We start from the raw sequence: 22487 nt of genomic DNA on the forward strand, positions 1-22487 counted from the left end.
TTTATTAGATATCAACTAAGGTGGTACCGCGGAATAAACCCTTTTCGTCCTTACATGACATTGTTTGGATGAAAAGGGTTTTTAGTTTGGAGAAAGAAGCGTGGTTCAATGGGAAGAAAAAGAATTGTCGTCAAAATAGGAAGTAGTTCATTAACAAATACAAAAGGTGGACTAAGTACGCGAAAATTAACAGAACACGTCGCAGCTATTGCAAAACTTCGTGAACAAGGCTATGAAGTAATTTTAATTTCTTCTGGTGCTGTTGCAGCCGGATTTGGATATTTAGGTTATCCAGCGCGTCCGGTAACAGTCGCAGGTAAACAAGCGGCAGCTGCAGTTGGTCAAGGATTACTCGTCCAGGCATACACAGAGGCTTTTAAACAATATAACGTAATTACTTCGCAGCTCCTTTTAACGAGAGATGTATTTATTAATCAAGAGCAATATAGCAATGTTTATAACACGCTGGCTGAGCTTTTAAAAAGATCGGTTATCCCGATAATTAATGAAAATGATTCTGTTGCAATTGATGAGCTGACTTTTGGTGACAATGACATGCTTTCGGCATTAGTTAGTGGTCTGATTAATGCGGATTTTCTAATATTGTTGACCGATATTAATGGCCTTTATAACGGAAATCCGAAAACCATGCCATTGGCAAAACGTTATGACATATTGCCGGAGATCACCGAAGCAATATTACAACAAACGAACAACGATTCGAATTCAAAGTTTGGAACAGGTGGTATGAAATCAAAATTAATGGCATCACAAACGGCATTATCGCTAGGGGTTCATGTGTTCGTCGGCTCAGGGTCAGGTGAGGAAAAATTACTCGATATTGTTAATGGCACAGGTGACGGCACTTATATTGGTGACGATCATACGCAAAGCTTGCGTAAGCAAAAACAATGGATTGCTTTTCATTCTTCGATTGCTGGCAAGATAATAATCGATCACGGGGCAGAACAAGCCATTACACATGCGGGGAAAAGCTTGCTACCAGCAGGAATTAGTCACATAGAAGGTAGCTTTGATACCGGTGCCGTTGTTGAAATAACTAACATGGATGGCCAAACAATAGCTAAAGGACAAGTGAACTATTCTTCAGACGATATACTTTTGATTAAAGGAAAACTGAGCAGTGAAGCGATGCGGCAAACAAATCGCCCACGACCAGAAGTAATTCACCGGGATCGTCTCGTGTTATCATTAAAGGAGGTTATACAATGACTGATATAATAACCAATCAAAGTGACTTATTAGTAAAAGCAAAAAAAGTAAAGGACGCCGCATTTCGTATAGCGAATAAGTCTACTGCGCAAAAAAATGACGCGCTTTTATTAATTGCTGATCAATTATCTGCGGATACCGCATTTATTTTAGAAGAAAATCAAAAAGATATTGCTTCAGGGAAACAAAACGGATTACATGATTCACTACTAGACCGTCTTTTACTTACAGAAGCACGTATTCATGATATGGCAGAAGCTTTGCGGCAATTAACCGAGTTAACAGATCCAGTAGGTGAAACAATGGAAGCCTGGAAACGACCAAACGGCATTAACATCCAGAAAATTCGCGTCCCACTCGGTGTTGTCGGTATGATCTATGAAGCACGCCCAAACGTGACCGTTGATGCTGCAAGTCTTTGTTTAAAAACAGGTAACGCTGTGCTACTTAGAGGCAGCTCTTCAGCCATTCATTCTAATAGGGCGCTAGTAAAAGTGATTCACCGTGCTTTGGAAAAATCTGAGCTACCAGAGGATTCCGTCCAGTTAATCGAGGATATAAGTAGAGAGACAGCTGCACAGATGTTTAAATTGAACGAATACCTTGATGTGTTAATTCCTCGTGGTGGACAAAAATTAATTCAAACGGTTGTAGAACAGGCGTCTGTTCCTGTGTTGGAAACTGGAGCAGGAAACTGTCATTTATTTATCGATGAAACAGCAAATAAACAAATGGCAATCGAGATTGCGGTAAACGCTAAAACGCAACGCCCATCCGTCTGCAATGCAATTGAAACTGTGATTATCCATCAAGCATGGGCTAAACAATATTTACCTGAACTTGTTGCTACACTTGAATCTCACGGAGTTGAGCTTAGAGGGGATAAACAATCCCAGCAATATGCTAGCATTGCAGATGCTAATGAGGACGATTGGAAAACCGAATATTTAGCTAAAATTCTTGCTGTAAAAATAGTAGACCATGTAGATGTAGCAGTTATGCACATAAATACGTACGGATCGAAACATTCTGAAGCAATTATTACCGAAAAGGAAGAAAATGTGCTACAATTTTTTACGAATGTAGATGCAGCAGCACTTTATCATAATGCATCCACTCGCTTTACGGATGGTTTTGAATTTGGTTTTGGTGCAGAAATAGGAATTAGCACACAAAAGTTGCATGCAAGGGGACCGATGGGATTACCAGCACTAACATCAACCAAATATATTATTCGTGGAGATGGACAAATCAAACCATAAATGGAGGAATTCGATGAAAAAAGTACTTGTCTTCGGACACAAAAACCCAGATACGGATACAATTAGTTCAGCTATCGCTTATGCAGAATTAAAAAAACGACTAGGTTACGAGGCTGAAGCAGTTCGTTTAGGTGAAGTTAGTGGAGAAACACAGTTTGCTTTAGACTATTTCAAAATCGATCAACCTCGCTTCGTCAGCGCTGTTGCAAATGAAGTTGAGCAAGTAATTCTTGTTGATCACAACGAAAAACAACAAAGTGCAGAAGACATTGATCAGGTTCAAGTGATCGAAGTAATTGACCACCACCGTATTGCTAATTTTGAAACAAGTGATCCTTTATATTATAGAGCAGAGCCAGTAGGCTGTACTGCAACGATATTAAATAAGTTGTATAAAGAACATAATGTTCAAATTTCCAAGTCAACTGCTGGATTAATGCTTTCTGCGATTATATCTGATACATTATTATTCAAATCACCTACATGCACAGACGAAGATGTAAAAGCTGCAAAAGAACTAGCTGCAATTGCTGATGTAGATGCTGAACAATATGGTTTAGAAATGCTAAAAGCTGGAACTGACTTCAGTGACACATCTATTAAAGAATTAATATCTCTTGATGCAAAACAGTTTAACATGGGAGCGCATCTCGTTGAAGTTGCGCAAGTGAACACTGTTGATACAGAAGACATTTTAAAAAACAAAGCTGAATTAGAAACAGAAATTTTAAACTCGATCAAAGCAAGTAACTTAGATTTATTTGTTTTTGTAGTCACAAACATATTAACAAATGATTCTGATGTGTTAGCTGTTGGTGATAAGAAAGCGGCAGTTGAATCAGCATTTAATGTTGTCTTAGATAACGACATCGCAACACTCAAAGGAGTCGTATCTAGAAAAAAACAAATCGTACCACAATTAACAAAAGCTCTATCATAAATGGGACAATGGAAAAACAGCGATTCAATTGGAACGCTGTTTTTTCTTTGACTAAGATAAGGCTTAAATAAGTATGATTATGCCTGACGAAATGACATATGAATTTTACCAAGAAGAAATCAACTCAGAAAATAAAACAGGTTAATCTAGGAAATTAAAGATAATTATTTCCTGGGCAACCGCAGATGATGCTATTTTCTATGAAATTACAGCAAGAACTGACATGAATTTAGGACCTGATTTGTAAAAAGTAGAAGGTTTTCCTGAACCTTTATATAAATTAGGACGAATTTGAACTAAACTCATGACGTAACCTTACAGAGAGTGCTTGACCCGTTCCGGAAATGCACTTCGCTTTCACTCATAAGCACAAGTATAACATCTACTCACTCAAAGTGCCTTTCAAAGTACGCCCTTTCCTTCACGGTGTGGTACGAAGGTCGTGTGGCCCCGGCAAGGATAAGCGGACACGAGGGCGCCTATTTCGCTTGAAGTTACAGAATTGACGATTTAGCGGACATGAAAGCACTTATTTACTAAAAATTAACATGATTCATGTACCTTTTAGTTAAATAAGGACGCTGGTGGTCGCAAAGAACCACCGAACTGGTCTCTCAATCTTTTCGCCACTTTGCATCTAGCACTACGTCGCATTTTACTTCACTTCTGATATAACTCACTTATAGAGCCGCGAATATTTTTTAACTTTATTATAAATTTCCTTGTCATGAAACTTCACAAGTTAATAGTAAGTGAAGAAATAATGCGTTAGAATAGTTAAAATATTCTAAAATTATTTAAATCGAAAAGGAGATTGATATTTTGAATGATTTATACGCCCGGATTACGGAAATGCCGAAAATTGATCTTCATTTGCATTTAGATGGCAGTGTAAAGCCGAAAACGGTTTTATCTTTAGCAAAAAGAGAGAAGATTAAGTTACCCGTTTATGATGAACGTCAACTGAGGGGTTTAATGCAAATAGATGATAATTGCGATAGCTTAACTACTTACTTAAGTAAGTTTGAATTAGTCTCACGTGTATTGCATAGCAGATATGGATTAGAACAAGTTGCAATGGAAACAGTTGAGCAAGCATTTAAACAAAATTGCAAATATATCGAGGTGCGCTTTGGACCACAATTACATCGAAAAAAAGGGTTATCCTTGGAACAAGTAATCGAAGCGGTCATTAACGGATTAAAGAAAGGTGAACGTATGTATGGTGTAAAAGCAAATGCGATTGCTTGTTGCTTACGTCATCATTCTATTGAAGAAAACAAAGAGGTTATTGAAGCAGCAACTGGATTTGTCGATGCTGGATTAGTTGCAGTTGATCTAGCGGGGGATGAAGCGACTTATCCCGCACAATTATTTCATCAAGTGTTCGAATTAGCAAACAAGAAAGATTTACCAATCACCATACATGCAGGAGAGGCAGCTGGTCCAGAAAATATTGATGTAGCTGTCAATCAGTTGGGAGCTAATAGAATCGGTCATGGTGTTCGTTTAAGAGATAATCTTGATCTATTAGACTCCATACATTTAAAACAAATCCCATTAGAAATGTGTCCAATCAGTAATATACAAACAAAAACATGTAATGGTTGGAATGATTATCCCATCCGTGACTATTTTGATCGCGGATTGTTGGTTACAGTAAATACAGATAATCTAACAGTATCCAATACAACGCTAACTAAAGAATGGATTGTTTTAGCGGAGAAATATAAGTTTACGGTTGAAGAACTACATCAATTAAGTTTGAATAGTATTCAAGCCTCATTTCTATCCAAAGACGAAAAAGCGGCTTTGAGCACCACATTTGCGTCTAATAAAAATCATCTAGACGTGCAGAATGCAATCTAATAAAGAAGCTAACCAACTCATGTAAATACACGAGTTGGTTTCTTTTTGTGATCAAATTATGGAAAGAGTGTTTATTTTCTGAAAAAAGTGTTGTTCATATGTTTTCTAATCCTCTTGATTGTGTTAGTATGATTCATAACCATTTCACTGTAGGAAGGATCTATCGTATGAGTACAAAAACAAAATCCGTTCCAATAAAGGACATTATTATTGCTAATCAAGTATTAAAAGATATTGTTGTTCGAACCCCTTTGCAAAAGGATACCATTTTATCTGAACGTTACGAGTGTAACGTCTATTTAAAAAGAGAGGATCAGCAAGTTGTTCGTTCATTTAAAATTAGAGGGGCTTATAACCTGATGCAAGGTCTTTCTCCTGAAGAGCTTAATTCTGGTGTTGTCTGTGCTAGTGCAGGAAACCATGCACAAGGAGTTGCATACTCTTGTAAAGCACTTCAAGTAAAAGGTGTGATATTCATGCCTAGTACAACTCCAAGGCAAAAAGTATCACGCGTTTCATTCTTTGGTGGGGACTTTGTTGAAGTAGTCTTAACCGGAGATACATTTGATGACTCATTTGAAACAGCCATGGAATATTGCAACAATCATCAGATGGCATTTATTCACCCATTCGATGACCATCGCACAATTGCAGGACAAGGAACAATTGGTTTAGAAGTATTGGATGAAATTGAAGAACCTATATCTCATATGTTCATGTCTGTTGGCGGTGGTGGATTAATATCAGGGGTAGGTTCGTATATTAAAAGTATTAGTCCAAGCACTAAAATGATCGGAGTTGAACCAATGGGCGCACCTTCGATGAAAACGGCACTTGACCAAGACCGTGTCGTTAACCTTGATAAAATTGATAAATTTGTAGACGGTGCAAGTGTAAAAAAAGTAGGTAATATCACTTTTGAAATAGGTAAAGAAGTGATTGATGATATTGTTGTTGTCCCTGAAGGTAAAGTATGTACAACGTTGCTGGATTTATATAATGAGAATGCAATTGTTGCTGAACCTGCTGGCGCATTACCAGTTGCTGCGCTTGACCAGTACAAAGATGAAATTAAGGGGAAGAACATTGTGTGTATCATAAGTGGCGGAAACAATGATATTGATAGAATGCAAGATATCAAAGAAAGATCATTAATTTACGAAGGATATAAACACTATTTCATTGTTAACTTTCCGCAACGCGCGGGTGCGCTTCGTGAATTCATTGGAGAATGTCTAGGCAAAACAGATGACATTACACGATTTGAATATACAAAGAAAAACAATCGTGATAAGGGACCTGTCCTCGTTGGTATTGAGCTAAAACACAAAGAAGACTATCAGCCTTTAGTCACTCGAATGATTGAGAATGGTTTCACTTATATCGAAATTAACAAAGATCAGCAACTGTTTAACTTATTAATCTAGTAGAAAAATTCAACAAAGTGTAAGGTAATAAAATCGGCCATGGCCAATCTTGTTTTAAATTTAGCTTTTTCAATTTATAATTTCATATATTAGTCAATTTCATGATACTGATTTTTTTAGTTATCCGTATCCGTATATAGAAGTATTAAACTTTACTGTGAACTATATATGATGCAGTTAGCTGTATAAGGTAAGTCTGAAATTGTCTTATATCAAAAAAAGGGAGCCAAACAAGCTCCCTTTTTTTGATATGTAAAAGCTAGATTTTTGTCAACCAAAATCTGTAAGCCATACAACGAATAAGGATATAATAGGTATTGTAATTAGTGAGAGTAATGTGGAATAAATCGTTGTAATTACCGCTGTCTCTTCGTCATTTGCATACTTTGCAAATAACACAGTTGCTAACATGAAAGTAGGCATAGCTGCTTGAATAATAACAATTTGTTTAATCTCGAGATCAAAGAACGAGACTGATAATACAATCATCGTTAACACGGGAATAATTAGTAAGCGAAAACTAAGCGGAAACCACATACCAGGAACTGCAGTAAGTTTTTTTGCTTTCACTAACGGCGGAATTAACATACCAATATATAGCATTGCTAATGGTCCAGCTATTCCAGAAAGCATGTCTGTTAATAGTTTAACAGATTGAGGCGCTTCAAATCCTGCCGCAAAAGCGACTAAACCGAAACATATCGCGATTAGTGGAGGATTAATGACTGATTTTAATTGTCGGATATGGAATTTCCCTTCTTGCTTCAGCATGTGAATTGCAACTGTAAAAATGACCAGATCTAAAGCCGCATCAAAAATGGCAGCTAATAAGCCCCCGACAGGCCCGAAAATAGTAGCGCATAACGGAATACCTATAAATCCGGTATTACCAAAGCTAGCAAGAATGCTCATTTTATTTGCATGGATACCAGAAAAACCAAACAATTTTGCAGCTACTACCGTCACTACCAGTGCAATAATATGATATACAATTGATACGATAAAAATAATCAATACTTTATGCAAGAGACTGTCGGTTACTTTCGTATTAAACACACCATTTAAAATGATTGCAGGTACGGCAAAATTTATAATAATAAACATAAGCGCTGTTTTTAATTCTTTAGTAACCGGCAATCGTAATGCCATAAAGGACCCTAGGCCAATGATAATTGCCATGACAGCAATCGATGAAGCCACTACATATACACTCATTTATTGAATTCCTTTCTCTTTAAACAATCATTACCTATTTTAGCTTAATTAGGAATCAACTGTCTAATCGTAAAGACTACGCTAATAAGTCTAGACTGTTTTCTAAATGTTTGATGTTAGTACGCAAAATAACTAAACTCCGTCGTAACGTAGTGCTCGTGATTTCCGCTCCAGGCAGTCGCTTTCCGCGGGCACGGCTTCTGAGTGGATCTTCAGCCCGTGCTGTTCCCGCAGGAGTCGACTGCCTGGAGCTCCAATCACCCGACGTAAGGAGCAATCCAGCTAACAGCGGAGGAAATGCCCTTCGACTCCTGCGGGACTAGCGGCGTAAGTGAGACCCCGCAGCGCGAAGGAAGGCCACTGAAAAAGTCTTTGTCTGTTAAAAATGAAGTTTTTTCAAAAACACTATCCCAAAATCTTGCTACTTTTCTATAGAAAAGTGGAGAAACCAGTTCGATTTACTTCTGATTTTTAGGCGGAAAGTGGGGATGGATTTTTTTGGTATTCACTTTTTTCAAAATTTATCGGACTTTTTCAGTGGCCTCGCGCGAAGGCGCGAGGAGGCTCACTAGCCCCCCGCGGAAAGCGAAGGGCATTTCCGTAGCGGGTCAAGCACTTGTCAAACTACGACGGAGTTAACTTCAAACATGATATAAAAAACAACAAACTCTGCGAAAAAGGCTTAAGCCTATAAAGAAGTTATACATAAGCAGACAAAATTATTGGCTAACATAATCACAAGTTGTTACTATATAGATAGCAAACGAAAGTGTTCATTAAATTATTGGAGGAAAATATCATGCGTGAAGTAAACCCAAATGAAGTAGAAGAGCTTTTGAAAAATAATAAAGATGTAAAGATTTTAGATGTACGAGAAGATGAAGAAGTAGCTCAAGGGATTATACCTGATGCTATTCATATACCGCTTGGTTTTGTTGACACGAGGTTTGAAGAATTAGATCAATCAAAAGATTATATCGTTGTTTGTCGCTCAGGACGTAGAAGTGCTGCGGCGTGTGAATTTTTAGAGGAACAAGGTTTCAAGGTGAGCAATATGACTGGTGGCATGCTTGAATGGGATGGACCTGTTAAATAAGTGATCAGTTGTGAGACTAATGATTGGATTATTAGGAGGATGCTAATACATGAAAGTTGTTAATAATATCACAGAACTAATTGGAGACACTCCAATTGTCCGTTTAAATAAAATTGTACCAGAAGGCGCAGCAGACGTTTATGTTAAATTAGAGATGTTTAACCCATCAGGCAGTGTCAAGGACCGTGCTGCCTTTAATATGATTAAGGCAGCCGAAGAGCAAGACTTAATTAAGCCTGGGGACACAATTATCGAACCGACTAGTGGAAACACAGGTATTGGTCTAGCAATGACGGCTGCTGCCAAAGGGTATCAAGCTATTTTAGTGATGCCTGATAACATGACAAAAGAGCGGATTAATATATTGCAAGCTTATGGAGCAAAAGTTGTCTTAACACCAAGTGCTCAAAAAATGCCTGGAGCGATTGAAAAAGCTAAACAATTACAAGCAGAAATTCCTAATAGCTTTATCCCACAGCAATTTGAAAATAGGGCCAACCCAGATATTCATCGCAAAACAACAGCTTTAGAAATTTATGAGCAAATGGATGGGGACTTGGATGCCTTTATAGCAACTGCTGGTACAGGTGGAACGGTGACTGGAACCGGGGAAACACTAAAGGAGAAAATTCCTAACTTATATGTCGCAGTTGTGGAACCTAAAGGCTCACCTGTTCTCTCTGGAGGAAAACCAGGAAAGCATAAATTAGTTGGTACAAGTCCTGGATTTATCCCAGCGATCTTAAATACAAGCGTTTATGATGAAATTATTCAAATTGCAGATGATGAAGCTGTCAACATGTTCAAAGAGCTTGCCAGTAAAGAAGGCATTTTTCTAGGATTATCTGGTGGTGCTGCCGTTTATGCGGCTATCGAAATTTCCAAACGATTAGGAAAAGGAAAGAAAGTTGTCTGTATCGCGCCAGATTCAGGAGAACGGTACTTGAGTATGAACTTGTTTGATGAGTAAGTTTATAGGATGATTTGCTAGTAGTACAGATTAAAATTCCCATAAAACAAAAGATAAAATTTTTTAAATTTTGTTGAATTATAGCAACAATTGCTATAATATACTATATATAGTTTTTATTTCACAAACTCAAAACCACATATTGTACCGCCGGAAGTTAAGATGCCTATTTGGGCGTAAAGGGAATCTGGTACACGCCAGAACTGCCCCCGCAACTGTAAGTGAGACGAACAGAGCATACCACTGATGCTTACCCGTAAAAATTACGGAAAGTATGGGAAGGGCTTTTAGTAGGTTGATCATAAGTCAGGAAACCTGTCTTAACTTTCAAGTTTCAAAATTCTCGGGGATTGGGATGATGAAACGATGGCTTCAAAAAATTAAGAACATTGTTTCTGATTTTTTGTGTTATCGTTTCTTCCGCTCGCTAATTTGAGCGGTTTTTATTATTTTATGGGAGGTTTTTTAGTGACAACACAATTGAAATCAGAAATCCATGCAGTATTAGAGGAATTAGAAGAAGTTTCCAACCAGTATAATCTTAATATTACTGAAATTAAACAACGCATTTCTGAATTATCAAATGGAGAGCAACAAGCCAATCAAGAAGCGTTGTTTTATGCTTTAAATAATATTGCGATGGATCAGCCCGATTGGACATATGCTTCTGCGCGTTTCTATTTGCGTCAGTTGTATCAGGAGGCTGCCCGTAACAGAAAATATGACAGTACGCAATTATACGGAAATTTTTACGAGTTAATTGAAACATTAACGGATAAAGGTATTTATTCTACTAATCTATTAGATCACTATTCCGAGCAGGAAATTAATGCTTTAGCTCAAGCGATTGACCCACAGAAAGACAAACTATTTAATTATATTGGCTTGTTTTTATTTGCGGACAGATATATAGCAAGAGACCATGAGCGAAATGTTTATGAATTACCACAGGAGCGTTTTATGGTCATTGCGATGACAATTATGCAAAATGAAGCCCCTTCTGTAAGGTTGGAGCTTATAGAAGAAGCATACTGGGCACTTAGTAATTTACATATGACAGTAGCAACGCCAACATTATCAAATGCCGGCAAAAGCTATGGACAACTATCTTCCTGCTTTATCGATACAGTTGACGATTCTTTAGACGGCATCTACTTAAACAATTGGGATATCGCTCGCCTTAGTAAGGACGGCGGCGGGATTGGCATTTATTATGGAAAAGTGAGAGCTCTAGGTTCCGATATCAAAAAATTCAAAGGCAATTCCTCTGGTGTTGTACCATGGATAAGATTGCTGAATGATACAGCGGTCAGTGTCGATCAATTAGGTCAGCGTCAAGGGGCAGTTGCTATTTTTTTAGATGTATTCCACAAAGATATTATGAATGGATTCCTAGATTTAAAAACTAACAATGGGGATGAACGCCGTAAAGCGCACGATGTGTTTACTGGTGTATCGATTCCAGATTTGTTCATGGAAAAACTAGAACAAATCGATGAAGATGGTAAAAGCATTGGTGAATGGCACACTTTTTGCCCACATCAAGTGAAACAAATAATGGGATGGAAAGACCAAAACGGTAACCCACTTGGACTTGAGGATTTTTATGATGAAGAAGATGCGAAATATTTTTCCGAAAAATATAATCAAGCTGTTAGCCATCCATTGTTACCACGAAAATCTTATCGGGCAATGGATATTATGGCGCGAATTATGATTGCTCAATTGGAAACCGGAACTCCATATATGTTTTATCGTGACGAAGTAAACCGTCAAAATCCAAACAAACATATAAACGGTGTTGGTAGAACATCAATTTATTGTAGTAATTTATGCACAGAAATTGCTCAAAACATGTCTGCAACGAACATTGTAAAAGAATATCAAGACGAAGATGGTAACATTGTAATTGTTCGTAAACCAGGTGATTTTGTAGTTTGTAATCTGTCTAGTATCAACTTACCAAGTGCTGTACAAGCGGATGTTTTAGAACGTTTGATTCATATTCAAGTACGTATGCTCGACAATGTGATTGATTTGAATACAATTTCCGTTGGTCAAGCGGAAATGACCAATAAAAAATATCGTGCCGTTGGCTTAGGTACGTTTGGTTGGCATCATCTACTAGCAGTGGAAAAATTGTTCTGGGAATCCGAAGAAGCTGTTACCTATGCTGATCAGCTGTACGAAGATATTGCCTACTATACGATTCGCGCTAGCATGAATATAGCTAAAGAAAAGGGAGCTTTTAGCCAATATCATGGCTCTGAATGGCATACAGGAAAGTATTTTGAAAGAAGAAACTACACGGAACCGCGTTGGCAGCAATTACAACAAGATGTTCAAACTCATGGTATTCGTAATGGTTGGTTAATGGCCGTTGCTCCAAATTCCTCAACAGCCAAAATCGGTGGTTCGACGGATGGAATTGATCCAATCTATGCGGTTGAATATGCGGAAGAAAAGAAAAACTTTAAATTTAAAGTAACCGCGCCAGATTTAAATCATATAACTTATGACTATTACCGGAGAGCACGGCATGAGCTTGACCAAGTATGGAGTATTAAGCAAAATGCAGCACGCCAAAAGCATATTGATCAGTCGATTAGCTTTAATTTCTATGTTCGACATGACATTAAAGCAAAAGACCTGTTACGCCTGCATATGGAAGCTTGGCGAAACCGACTTAAGACAACTTATTATGTGAGAAGTACCTCTCAAGCAGAAATTGCAGAGTGTGAAGCGTGTCATAGTTAAAAACAGGAGGTAATTCAATGTCACAGCCAAACGAGCAGTTATCTAAAATTAAACTGCTAAATCCGACATATCCAAACAAATCAACAGGTATCATTAATGGCGAAAATTCTGGGTTACTCAACTGGAATGATATAGCTTATCCACAAATGTATGATTACTACCAAACGCTTTTATCAAATTTTTGGAAAGCTCAAGAAATCAATATGCAGGATGACATTAAGCAATGGGAGTTCCTAACGGAAACTGAACGTGATGTATTCTTGCGTATCAACACGCAATTGGCATCCTTAGATAGCTTACAAACACCAACCATGTATCAAGTTATGGATTATGTAACCGATTCTAGCTTTAAAGCTATATTTGCTGTTATTGCACAACAAGAAGCGGTGCACAATGAATCGTATTCGTATATACTGAGTTCTCTAATTCCTTTAAAAGAACAAAACATACGTTTTGATCAAGCAAAAGATGACCCAATCGTACGAAAGAGAAATCAATTAATTTTAGACAGTTATGATAAATTTCATAATAAGCCAACACCACAACATTTATTCGAACTGGCAATTAATTCAATTAACTTAGAAGGCATATATTTTTATGCTGGGTTTGCCTTTTTCTATCATCTTGCAAGACAACAAAAAATGCTGAAAACGAGTACGATGATTAGTTATATACAACGTGATGAGATGCAGCATGCTTATTTTGTTTCGCAATTTGTAAGAATACTTTTAACTGAAAATCCTGAGCTTAATACAGACGCAAATATTCAATTTATCTATGAAACGATGGACCGTGCAGTAAAATTGGAAAAAGAGTGGGCCGATTATATTTTAAAGGATATTAATGGAATAGATCAGGAAGAATTCCACTTTTACGTAGAATATCTAGCAAATAAACGGTTGCGTCAGGTTGGTTTAGATAACCTTTATCCAGAAAGAACAAATCCGATGCAATGGATACACGTATTCAGTGATGACATGCTAAATGAAACAAAATCAGACTTCTTTGAACAAAAATCACGCACTTATACAAAAGTATCTTCATCGAATGGTTTTGACGAGTTGTAGGAAAACATGAAAACAGCGATCATTTATACATCGATCACCGGAAACACAGAAGAATTAGTACAGTGCATCTATCGTTTCTGTAAGCATGAATATGGTTCAATCGATTTATTTCCAATTGAAGCATTCGATACGAAACAATTACCTACGTATGATGTTGTAGCTGTTGGCACTTATTCGTGGGAGAACGGACAAATTCCAATAGAAATGGAAGAGTTATTTGAAGCATTTGAAGATAAAGATGTTAGTCACTTAATTACCGGAGTATTCGGAACAGGTGACAGCTTTTATCCTTATTTTTGTGGTGCTGTAGACAGTTTTAGAGATATGCTTTATGTGCATACGAAGCTGGCAGTCACATTAAGAGTAGAATTGTCTCCACAGCATGAGGATTTTGAAAAATGCAAATTATTTAGTCAACGTCTCATGAATTCGGCCTATCAAAACAAATGATATATACGTACCGCTCTTTGATAAGAGAGCGGTACGTATTTTGTTTTAACTAAATTAAAATGGACCTGGGCCACCAAAGCCTGGACCGAAGCCAGCTCCATGCCCTGGGCCGCCAAAGCCCGGACCGAAACCTGGACCAAATCCTGGGCCACCAAAGCCTGGACCGAAGCCTGGACCAAAACCAGGACCAAATCCTGGGCCACCAAAACCAGGACCGCCAAAACCAGGACCATATCCGGGGCCACCAAAACCTGGACCGTAGCCAGGACCATTAATGAGTTCTCCTCCGAAATAACCTAAACCAAATCCTAGTAAGCCTGCACCCACAGGGCCGATTCCAAATCTTTGATCGTGCATCTGTTGCTGATGTTGAACAGGTGGCATACCTGTGTGATGATAATTTGGATACATATAAGTTTCTCCTCTCCCCATTTAAGAAATTAATCTAAAGGTTTATGCCTATTTAGCTTATGCCCAAAGCCCGCTGTTGAAAGGGACACATACCCAGTTTTACTTATTTGATGATTATATTCTTAATTTTTAAAAGAAAATGTTATGATAAATAAAGAGTGAAATAGATTACAGATCAGAAAGGGATTAAAAAAACGATGGTGAAAGTAAAAATGAATGTACAAACAGCATATAACAACGAACTACTAAGAGAAGGAAAAATATATGAAGTTAATGAAGATACCGCTAAACGCTGGCACGCAAGCGGAATCGCAACGATTGTTGAGTAGTAGGGTATAGTACGGACGAGAAAAGAGGCTTTACGTGCAATTGAATAAACATATTAAAAAATCACTTAAAATTATAATCTTGCTCGCGTTTATAGGCTATGTAATGGTACTAGCTTATTTGTTGTTTTTTTCACAGTATCGGAACAGTGTTCAAGGAATTGTTGCTTATAACATTATTCCATTTCAATCGATTTCTAGATACCTGGATAATTTCAATGGATTTTCCTTTCGACTTATGACTGATAACTTTTTCGGTAATATGTTAGCTTTTTATCCAATGGGATTGTTGCTTCCGGTTCTCATAAAAAGGCTGAGAAACGTATTTAGTATGACTGGGATTGCCTTTACGTTTTCTTTTTTAGTAGAATGCTTACAATTCCTTTTCCGTCTTGGTGCATTTGATGTCGATGACATGATTTTAAATACTACAGGAGCAGTGGTTGGATATTTAACATTTACCGTAGGATATAAAATATATACGGGCAAGAAATAGATTTGGTCAAAAATACCATTGCTTATTAGCTCGCTTTTGTATATTATATAAATACAAGCTACGTTGTTCGTATTGATAGTAAGTTTTAACCTTTATACTGAAAAAGGGAGTTTTACATTGAAGTACGGATGTCATGCCTCCATGGTGTGGAAGACAAACATGCTTCTGCAAACACCCACTTAGAGGAGTGGTGGTTTAAAACTTTCTTCACTCTAGTACGGCAATTGTGGCTCTCAATTTCGATCATTTTAACCAGTTCTTTTGTGAGCTGGTTTTTTTAATTTTGTTGAATTACTTTAACTAATAAATGACGGAATTTTTCACGGTCTTCATTTGTAAATGCTTTTGGACCTTTGGTTTTTTTTCCACTTCGTCTTGCTTTAGCATGTGCGTAACGTGTTTCTAATAACTGATCAATATTTTGATCTGTATACATAAAACCTTTATGATGAAGGACGGTACAACCTTTTGCAATTGCCAGTGAAGCGAGTCCATAGTCTTGTGTAATGACAAGATCGTTTTGTTGTGCCAAACGCATGATTCGATAATCTGCAGCATCCGCACCAGGATCAACATAAATTGATGTAACACCTAGTGGATCTTCCGCGGTGGAGAAATGGGAATAACTTTTTACTAGCGTAACTGGGATCTCTATTTTGCTTGATTCTTCTATAATAATATCTTTGACCGGACAAGCATCTGCATCAACATAAATTTTCATAATATCACCTTATATCTTTCGTCTTTCTTTTAACCTTACTACATATTGTTACGAAATTAAATAACTTCTACTGGTATTTACCGTATTAGCTAGGTAAAATATAAAAAGAAAGGTAGTCTAAACAATTTCATAATTATAATTCTATGTCATTGCAATACCACGGTGTAAAGTGGCTGAAATTGACTTAGTCAACAACAGACAGGGGAAAACACAATGGAACGGTATTTAGAAAAAAATATTCAGCAAATCCTTACATTGATTGAGCGATTGGTGAATATCGATAGTGGATCTTATGTTAAACAAGGAGTAGACGAAGTAGGGAATATATTGTCAAAGTACTATCAAGAACTGGGCTTTGAAGTTAACGTGATACAGCAACAAGAATATGGTAATCACTTAGTGATACAGCATAAAAATGCTAATAATCCAAAAATTATCATTCTTGCTCATATGGATACAGTCTTCCCAGAAGGAACAGTAGAAGAGCGATCCTTTCATTATAAAGACGATCATGCCTATGGTCCAGGTGTAATCGACATGAAAGCTAGCTTGGTTACACTTTATTATGCAATAAAAGCATTGATGGTAGCTGGCCATGAAGGCTATAAAGATATCCAAATTGTGCTAAATAGTGATGAAGAAATCGGATCAATAACTTCTCGACCACTAATTGAAAAGCTAGCAATCGGTAAACGTTATGCATTAGTCATGGAGCCAGCCCGGAGAAATGGAAAGTTGGTATCATCCCGACGAGGGAAGGGAAACTTTACACTTCATGTGGAAGGGCGGGCAGCACACTCTGGTATTGAACCCGAAAAAGGAAGAAGTGCGATTGAAGCACTAGCACACAAAATCATTCAATTACACCAGCTCAATGATATAAAAAAAGGAATAAGTGTGAACGTGGGTCTCATAGAAGGTGGATCATCAGTGAACACAATTTCAGATCATGCCGTAGCGCAAATCGATGTTCGAATTAGAGAAATCGATCAAGTAGAACTGATGGAAGAGGTTCTTGAGAAAATTTGTACAACAACAGATGTGTCGGGAACAAAAGTTACAATTGAAGGTGAAATTAACCGACCACCAATGGAAAAAACAAATAAGACAGAACAATTACTACACATTATTGAAGAAGTTGGCGACTCAATCGGCATTGATATAGATGATACAGCAACCGGTGGTGGATCTGATGCCGCTTTTACTGCTGCATTAGGAATTGCAACAATAGATGGGCTTGGCCCTGTTGGTGGATATCCGCATAGTGATAAAGAATATTTGGAGATTTCATCCTTAGTACCTCGTACCTTGTTGTTAGCATCGATTATTCAGAGACTTGCAGAACGTTAATTAGCTATGATGTATAAACTTAACAAATAAAAACATCCTATCCATTAAAGATTCAACTATAAATGGAAGGGATGTTTTTTAAATGGACCAGTCATTAGCCTACTTACATGAAGTATTGTCTAATTATGTCTCAGAAAATAGCTCGATAAAAGATTTAGATCAATGGATTGGCTCATATTCTTCAGAAGAAGATTTTGTAAATAATCTTAATCAAGAACAGATGCATATGCTTGAACAAATATTGACGAAAGAAATGCACCATGCCAATGAATCTGGCGACCATGAACGTGGCTATCAGCTTCATGAAGTATATGAACTATTGTATTAAGAACAAAAGCGCAGCATCTCGGCGCAGGAGGACACCTAAGCTTGAACACATAAAGGAAAAGCCTGAGCAATAAATGCTCAGGCTTCCATTAGCTTACATAATAATTCTTCACACAATAACGCAGTGTATGTTCTAGTACTTGTTTCTCTTCCTTACTTAACGGAATCAATGGTAAGCGGACAGAACCTACGTTTACACTAGTTAATGCTAGTGCTTCTTTAACCGCTACCGGATTAGGTGCCATAAATAATGCCTTAACGACAGGTAAAATCGTTTGATGAATGGCAGCTGCTTCCTGAACTTCCCCTCTTAAATAACTACGTACCATTTCTTGCATATCGTTTCCGATAATATGTGATGCAACAGACACGACTCCATGGCCACCGATTGCTAAAACGGGTAGGGTCAATCCATCGTCTCCACTGTATAAAGTAAATGAATCGTCTGTTTCTCGAATAATTTCAGTCATTGCATCAAGATTAGCACTTGCTTCTTTGATTGAAACAATATTAGACACATCTGCAAGACGAATAACAGTTTCAGGTGTCATACCAACAGCACTTCGGCCAGGAATGTTATAAAGCATAACTGGTAGACTTGTTGACTCCGCAATTGCTTTAAAGTGCTGATACATACCTTCTTGTGACGGTTTATTGTAATAAGGGGTCACAAGCATTGCACCATCAACCCCAATAAGTTCTGCTTGTTTTGTCATTTCTATTGATGCTCGTGTGTCGTTTGTTCCAGTACCAGCGATTACCGGCACGCGGTGTTTCACTGTTTTTACGACAAATTTGATAAAATTAAGCTTTTCTTCCTTCGATAGCGTAGGGGACTCACCTGTAGTACCGTTAACTACTAGTCCATCCGTACCATTTGCTAGTAAATGATTAATCAGTATTTCAGTTTTGCCATAATCAATGTTGCCATCAAGGTCAAAAGGAGTGACCATAGCAGTTAATACTCGACCAAAGTTCATTTCAACCACCTCTATTCATAGTTTTTACACACATTCAGACTAAAAACCATAACGACATCTTATGAATAGAGGCTATCTCATCACAACGAAGTTTTCTTTAAGAAGCAAAAAACAACAGCGAAGCTATCGCTGTTGCATCATTAGAATCTCTATTATGATGCGTGAGATAGCCCTCCATATAGCGATATCACTATATGACAGCACTGTGTTTATTTAACACAGAACCAGTGTAGTAGAATCATGAGTTTCTACCCACTTCGGCAAATCCCCCTTTCAGTATCAATCAATGGAGCTCATTCTCCTCATTGATACCTATTCATGGTCTTTGCACCTCTATCCTCACTTCAAAATTATATTGAAGTAAAGCAAATGTAATTGTACCTACACTATAACAGACATAATCTACCCATGCAATGCAAGTTGAGGAAAAAGTTCAAAAAGATAAGTAAGTAATTCTGCCCAATCTATTGAAAATCAAAATAATCACCCAAAAAAATAGAATGATTTGTAAAACTAATCATTTTTTCCTAGTTTCAGCATAAATATTAGTGATGATTCTAATGAAGGGGGGCAACCAAAATTCCTACCATTATTCCCAGTGACTTTGAGCTATTTTTGTATCATGAAGGAAATCTATTTAAAAGCTATCAAATGTTCGGTGCACATCTAATTAATGATGAGCAACAATCTGGTGTTCGCTTTACTGTATGGGCCCCAAACGCAGATCGTGTTTGTGTTGTAGGTAATTTTAATAACTGGACAGGCACATCTCACGAAATGAAAAAAGTTTCTTTTCAAGGAATATGGAATTTATTCATTCCAGGAATTACGGAAAGAGAAGTATACAAATATCAAATATTTGATGCAAATAATACATCCTATCTTCGAGCCGACCCTTTTGCATTTTATTCTGAAATAAGACCGCAAACTGCTTCTATTGTTTATGATTTGGATGATTTTTCATGGGATGATGCTAGTTGGATAAAGGAAAAGGAATCAAATTCTGTATACGATCAGCCCTTAAATGTTTACGAGCTTCACCTCGGCTCCTGGAAAAAGAACAATGGTCAGTCGCTAACTTATCGAGAGCTGGCAGCAGATTTGATAGATTATGTTGTCGATCTCGGCTATACACATATTGAAATTTTACCAATTATGGAGCATCCTTACGATCGTTCTTGGGGATACCAAATTACAGGATTTTTTTCCGCAAATAGTAGATTTGGTACACCTAAAGATTTTATGTATTTTGTTAATCAATGCCATCAAAAAAATATTGGAGTGATTCTCGATTGGGTTCCGAGCCATTTTACAAAAGATGCACATGGTCTCAGACAATTTGATGGTACATCAGTTTACGAATATGAAGATGCTAGACGAGCGGAATCGGAGTGGGGATCCCTTTATTTCGACCTAGGTAAAAATGAGGTTATCAGTTTTCTTATCTCCAATGCTTTATTTTGGCTCGATTTATTTCACATAGATGGATTCCGAGTCGACGCGGTGTCTAGTATGCTCTACCGGGATTTCGGTAAAAAAGACGGTGAATGGACACTTAATCAATATGGTGGCAGGGAAAATATAGAAGCAATTTCTTTCTTAAGAAAACTAAATGAGACAGTTTTCCAAAATTATCCCAATACCCTCATGATCGCGGAAGAGTCGACAGCATGGCCGCTCGTAACCGCTCCTACATTTCAAGATGGTCTCGGATTTAATTTAAAATGGAATATGGGTTGGATGAATGATGTTCTCCGGTATATGGAACTAGATCCACTTTACAGAAAATATCATCATCACTTGTTAACTTTTTCGTTCTTCTATGCATTTAGTGAAAATTATGTGTTGGCGCTATCCCATGATGAAGTCGTGCATGGAAAAAAATCATTGTTACGGAAAATGCCGGGGGACTATTGGCAAAAATTTGCTAATTTACGTGTACTACTAGGGTACATGATGACACACCCAGGTAAAAAGACACTGTTTATGGGAGCAGAGCTAGCTCAGTTTGATGAGTGGAAGGATGAGGAGCAACTTGATTGGAGTTTACTAGATTATGACATGCATAAAAATTTTCAATGCTATATACGCGATTTAAATCATATATATAAACGAGAAGCAAGTTTACATGAGTTAGACTTCAAACCTGATGGTTTCTCCTGGATAGAAGCGGACAATTCCGACCAAAGCATTCTTATATTTAGACGTTTTTCAGCGGATAGCGAAGTGATGGTCGTCTGTAACTTCACACCGATGACGTACACGAACTATCGGATTGGAATTCCAACGTCCAATGTCTATAAGGAGATTTTTAATAGTGATCATCATCACTATGGTGGATCTGGTGTACTAAATCACGATGCTGTAGCTTCTGAACAAATAGAATGGCACCAGCAACGTTATAGCATCAAAATCAATATACCTCCACTAGCCATAACAATATTTAAAGAAAGTGAAAGAGGTGAATTGCCATTCCAAGAAAACAAATCGTAGCGATGTTATTAGCAGGTGGCGAAGGAAAGCGGCTTGGTCAATTAACAAAATGGATTGCAAAGCCTGCCATTCCATTTGCAGGTAAATACCGAATTATCGATTTTACACTTAGTAATTGTGCTAATTCGGGTATTGACACTGTTGGTGTATTAACACAATATCAACCATTATTACTAAATTCATATTTAGGTGTTGGCGAAGCCTGGGATCTAAATCGGAAACAGGGTGGCTTAACAATACTACCTCCTTATGTGCAAAAAGAGGGTGGTAGATGGTACAAAGGAACAGCTAATGCATTATATGAAAACATATCATTTATCGAGGCTTATCAACCAGAGCATGTATTAGTTATTTCCGGCGATCATATTTATACGATGGATTACCAGAAGTTATTAACCTTTCACTTAAATAATAAAGCTGCAGCAACCATATCTGTCATTGAAGTACCCCCTGAAGAAGCAAGTCGTTTCGGGATCATTAAGACTGATGAAGATTCACGAATTGATAATTTTGAAGAGAAACCTCCACAGCCACAGAGCAATCTGGCATCGATGGGTGTGTATATCTTTAACTGGAAACTCTTAAAAAAATATTTATTAGACGATGAACATATCGAAAAATCAGACCATGATTTTGGTAAAGATATTATTCCGGCTATGTTACAAGATAATCTGCCCTTGTATGCTTATCCATTTGAAGGCTATTGGAAAGATGTTGGAACAATTGAAAGTCTGTGGCAAGCAAATCTTGATATGTTAGATAAAAATTGCAGGCTGAACTTAAATGACCGCAATTGGCGAATTCGTTCACGCACGCAAAATATACCACCACATCACATTGGATCTGATGCACAAATTTCGAACTCGTTAATAAATGAAGGATGTATCGTGAACGGCAAAATTAGTAACTCTGTACTTTTTTATGGTGTTGAGGTGAAAGAAGGGGCAAACATTACTGATTCAGTCCTTATGCCCGATGTGAAAGTTGGGAAAAATGTTTCAATTAACCGCACTATTATTGCTGAAGGAACGATCATTCCTGATGGTGCAACAGTTGGACAAATAGAAGGATCAATTGACCTTATACACCCAATCTAG

At 37.5% G+C, this 22487-nt stretch carries 20 protein-coding genes, 1 other RNA gene and 2 riboswitches; of the genes, 17 read left to right on the plus strand and 4 right to left on the minus strand.

The window, feature by feature from the left end:
* Window positions 1-108 precede the first annotated feature (108 nt).
* The 5 genes from proB to ilvA all read left to right on the plus strand — a co-directional run bounded on the left by proB (window position 109) and on the right by ilvA (window position 6731).
* Entirely contained in the window at window positions 109-1233 is a 1125-nt protein-coding gene (gene proB / locus ACI6MV_RS08555) for a glutamate 5-kinase (protein ID WP_407269864.1), read from the plus strand.
* Window positions 1230-2495, plus strand: coding sequence for a glutamate-5-semialdehyde dehydrogenase (locus ACI6MV_RS08560; RefSeq protein ID WP_407269865.1), 1266 nt, complete (start codon window positions 1230-1232; stop codon window positions 2493-2495). Before proB ends, ACI6MV_RS08560 begins: the two co-directional genes overlap by 4 nt.
* 13 nt (window positions 2496-2508) lie before the next feature.
* Window positions 2509-3435 (plus strand): manganese-dependent inorganic pyrophosphatase, encoded by a 927-nt coding sequence (locus ACI6MV_RS08565; RefSeq protein WP_407269866.1) that lies wholly within the window; start codon window positions 2509-2511, stop codon window positions 3433-3435.
* Window positions 3436-4257: 822 nt separating this feature from the next.
* Window positions 4258-5304, plus strand: coding sequence for an adenosine deaminase (gene add, locus ACI6MV_RS08570; protein ID WP_407269867.1), 1047 nt, complete (start codon window positions 4258-4260; stop codon window positions 5302-5304).
* 167 nt (window positions 5305-5471) lie between these two features.
* Window positions 5472-6731, plus strand: a complete 1260-nt coding sequence (gene ilvA, locus ACI6MV_RS08575) for a threonine ammonia-lyase IlvA (RefSeq protein ID WP_407269868.1) — start codon at window positions 5472-5474, stop codon at window positions 6729-6731.
* A gap of 270 nt (window positions 6732-7001) precedes the next feature.
* On the opposite strand, the gene ACI6MV_RS08580 is transcribed toward ilvA, so the two are convergent.
* The gene (locus ACI6MV_RS08580; RefSeq protein ID WP_407269869.1) at window positions 7002-7946 is read right to left on the minus strand and encodes an AEC family transporter; all 945 of its coding nucleotides are present in this window, start codon (window positions 7944-7946) and stop codon (window positions 7002-7004) included.
* Between the two features lie 799 nt (window positions 7947-8745).
* Here ACI6MV_RS08580 and ACI6MV_RS08585 point away from each other — a divergent pair.
* From ACI6MV_RS08585 to ACI6MV_RS08605, 5 genes are all read left to right on the plus strand, one after another.
* A complete protein-coding gene (locus ACI6MV_RS08585; RefSeq protein ID WP_407269870.1) occupies window positions 8746-9042 on the plus strand; it encodes a rhodanese-like domain-containing protein in 297 nt (98 codons plus the stop codon).
* A gap of 49 nt (window positions 9043-9091) precedes the next feature.
* A complete protein-coding gene (gene cysK, locus ACI6MV_RS08590) occupies window positions 9092-10012 on the plus strand; it encodes a cysteine synthase A (RefSeq protein WP_407269871.1) in 921 nt (306 codons plus the stop codon).
* A 143-nt stretch (window positions 10013-10155) separates the two neighbouring features.
* Window positions 10156-10349: riboswitch (cobalamin riboswitch) on the plus strand.
* Between the two features lie 116 nt (window positions 10350-10465).
* A complete protein-coding gene (locus ACI6MV_RS08595; RefSeq protein WP_407269872.1) occupies window positions 10466-12769 on the plus strand; it encodes a ribonucleoside-diphosphate reductase subunit alpha in 2304 nt (767 codons plus the stop codon).
* 17 nt (window positions 12770-12786) lie between these two features.
* Entirely contained in the window at window positions 12787-13836 is a 1050-nt protein-coding gene (locus ACI6MV_RS08600; RefSeq protein WP_407269873.1) for a ribonucleotide-diphosphate reductase subunit beta, read from the plus strand.
* A 6-nt stretch (window positions 13837-13842) separates the two neighbouring features.
* Window positions 13843-14286 carry a flavodoxin domain-containing protein gene (locus ACI6MV_RS08605; RefSeq protein WP_407269874.1) on the plus strand — a complete coding sequence of 148 codons (444 nt, stop codon included), beginning with the start codon at window positions 13843-13845 and terminating at the stop codon, window positions 14284-14286.
* A gap of 54 nt (window positions 14287-14340) precedes the next feature.
* On the opposite strand, the gene ACI6MV_RS08610 is transcribed toward ACI6MV_RS08605, so the two are convergent.
* On the minus strand, window positions 14341-14697 hold the full coding sequence (locus tag ACI6MV_RS08610) for a hypothetical protein (protein ID WP_407269875.1): 357 nt from the start codon (window positions 14695-14697) through the stop codon (window positions 14341-14343).
* Window positions 14698-14894: 197 nt separating this feature from the next.
* Here ACI6MV_RS08610 and ACI6MV_RS08615 point away from each other — a divergent pair, with 197 nt between their 5' ends.
* The 3 genes from ACI6MV_RS08615 to ssrS all read left to right on the plus strand — a co-directional run bounded on the left by ACI6MV_RS08615 (window position 14895) and on the right by ssrS (window position 15756).
* Window positions 14895-15026 carry a hypothetical protein gene (locus ACI6MV_RS08615; RefSeq protein WP_407269876.1) on the plus strand — a complete coding sequence of 44 codons (132 nt, stop codon included), beginning with the start codon at window positions 14895-14897 and terminating at the stop codon, window positions 15024-15026.
* A 34-nt stretch (window positions 15027-15060) separates the two neighbouring features.
* The gene (locus ACI6MV_RS08620) at window positions 15061-15519 is read left to right on the plus strand and encodes a VanZ family protein (protein ID WP_407269877.1); all 459 of its coding nucleotides are present in this window, start codon (window positions 15061-15063) and stop codon (window positions 15517-15519) included.
* A gap of 52 nt (window positions 15520-15571) precedes the next feature.
* Window positions 15572-15756, plus strand: a non-coding RNA gene (ssrS, locus tag ACI6MV_RS08625) — 6S RNA.
* Between the two features lie 40 nt (window positions 15757-15796).
* On the opposite strand, the gene ACI6MV_RS08630 is transcribed toward ssrS, so the two are convergent.
* Window positions 15797-16240, minus strand: coding sequence for a YaiI/YqxD family protein (locus tag ACI6MV_RS08630; RefSeq protein ID WP_407269878.1), 444 nt, complete (start codon window positions 16238-16240; stop codon window positions 15797-15799).
* A 213-nt stretch (window positions 16241-16453) separates the two neighbouring features.
* Here ACI6MV_RS08630 and ACI6MV_RS08635 point away from each other — a divergent pair, with 213 nt between their 5' ends.
* Together ACI6MV_RS08635 and ACI6MV_RS08640 are read left to right on the plus strand one after the other, a co-directional pair.
* The gene (locus ACI6MV_RS08635) at window positions 16454-17590 is read left to right on the plus strand and encodes a M20 family metallopeptidase (RefSeq protein WP_407269879.1); all 1137 of its coding nucleotides are present in this window, start codon (window positions 16454-16456) and stop codon (window positions 17588-17590) included.
* An 82-nt stretch (window positions 17591-17672) separates the two neighbouring features.
* Window positions 17673-17918, plus strand: a complete 246-nt coding sequence (locus tag ACI6MV_RS08640) for a sporulation protein (protein WP_407269880.1) — start codon at window positions 17673-17675, stop codon at window positions 17916-17918.
* Between the two features lie 88 nt (window positions 17919-18006).
* Here the strand turns inward: ACI6MV_RS08640 and dapA are convergent, their stop codons facing one another.
* Window positions 18007-18897 carry a 4-hydroxy-tetrahydrodipicolinate synthase gene (dapA, locus tag ACI6MV_RS08645; RefSeq protein ID WP_407269881.1) on the minus strand — a complete coding sequence of 297 codons (891 nt, stop codon included), beginning with the start codon at window positions 18895-18897 and terminating at the stop codon, window positions 18007-18009.
* A 159-nt stretch (window positions 18898-19056) separates the two neighbouring features.
* Window positions 19057-19241, minus strand: a riboswitch (Lysine riboswitch).
* Window positions 19242-19488: 247 nt separating this feature from the next.
* Between dapA and glgB the strand changes: the two genes are divergently transcribed.
* Both glgB and ACI6MV_RS08655 read left to right on the plus strand, forming a co-directional pair.
* The gene (glgB, locus tag ACI6MV_RS08650; RefSeq protein ID WP_407269919.1) at window positions 19489-21390 is read left to right on the plus strand and encodes a 1,4-alpha-glucan branching protein GlgB; all 1902 of its coding nucleotides are present in this window, start codon (window positions 19489-19491) and stop codon (window positions 21388-21390) included.
* Entirely contained in the window at window positions 21369-22487 is a 1119-nt protein-coding gene (locus tag ACI6MV_RS08655) for a glucose-1-phosphate adenylyltransferase (RefSeq protein WP_407269920.1), read from the plus strand. Before glgB ends, ACI6MV_RS08655 begins: the two co-directional genes overlap by 22 nt.

The organism is Radiobacillus sp. PE A8.2 (genome assembly GCF_045635475.1).
Lineage (GTDB): Bacteria > Bacillota > Bacilli > Bacillales > Amphibacillaceae > JBJGXI01.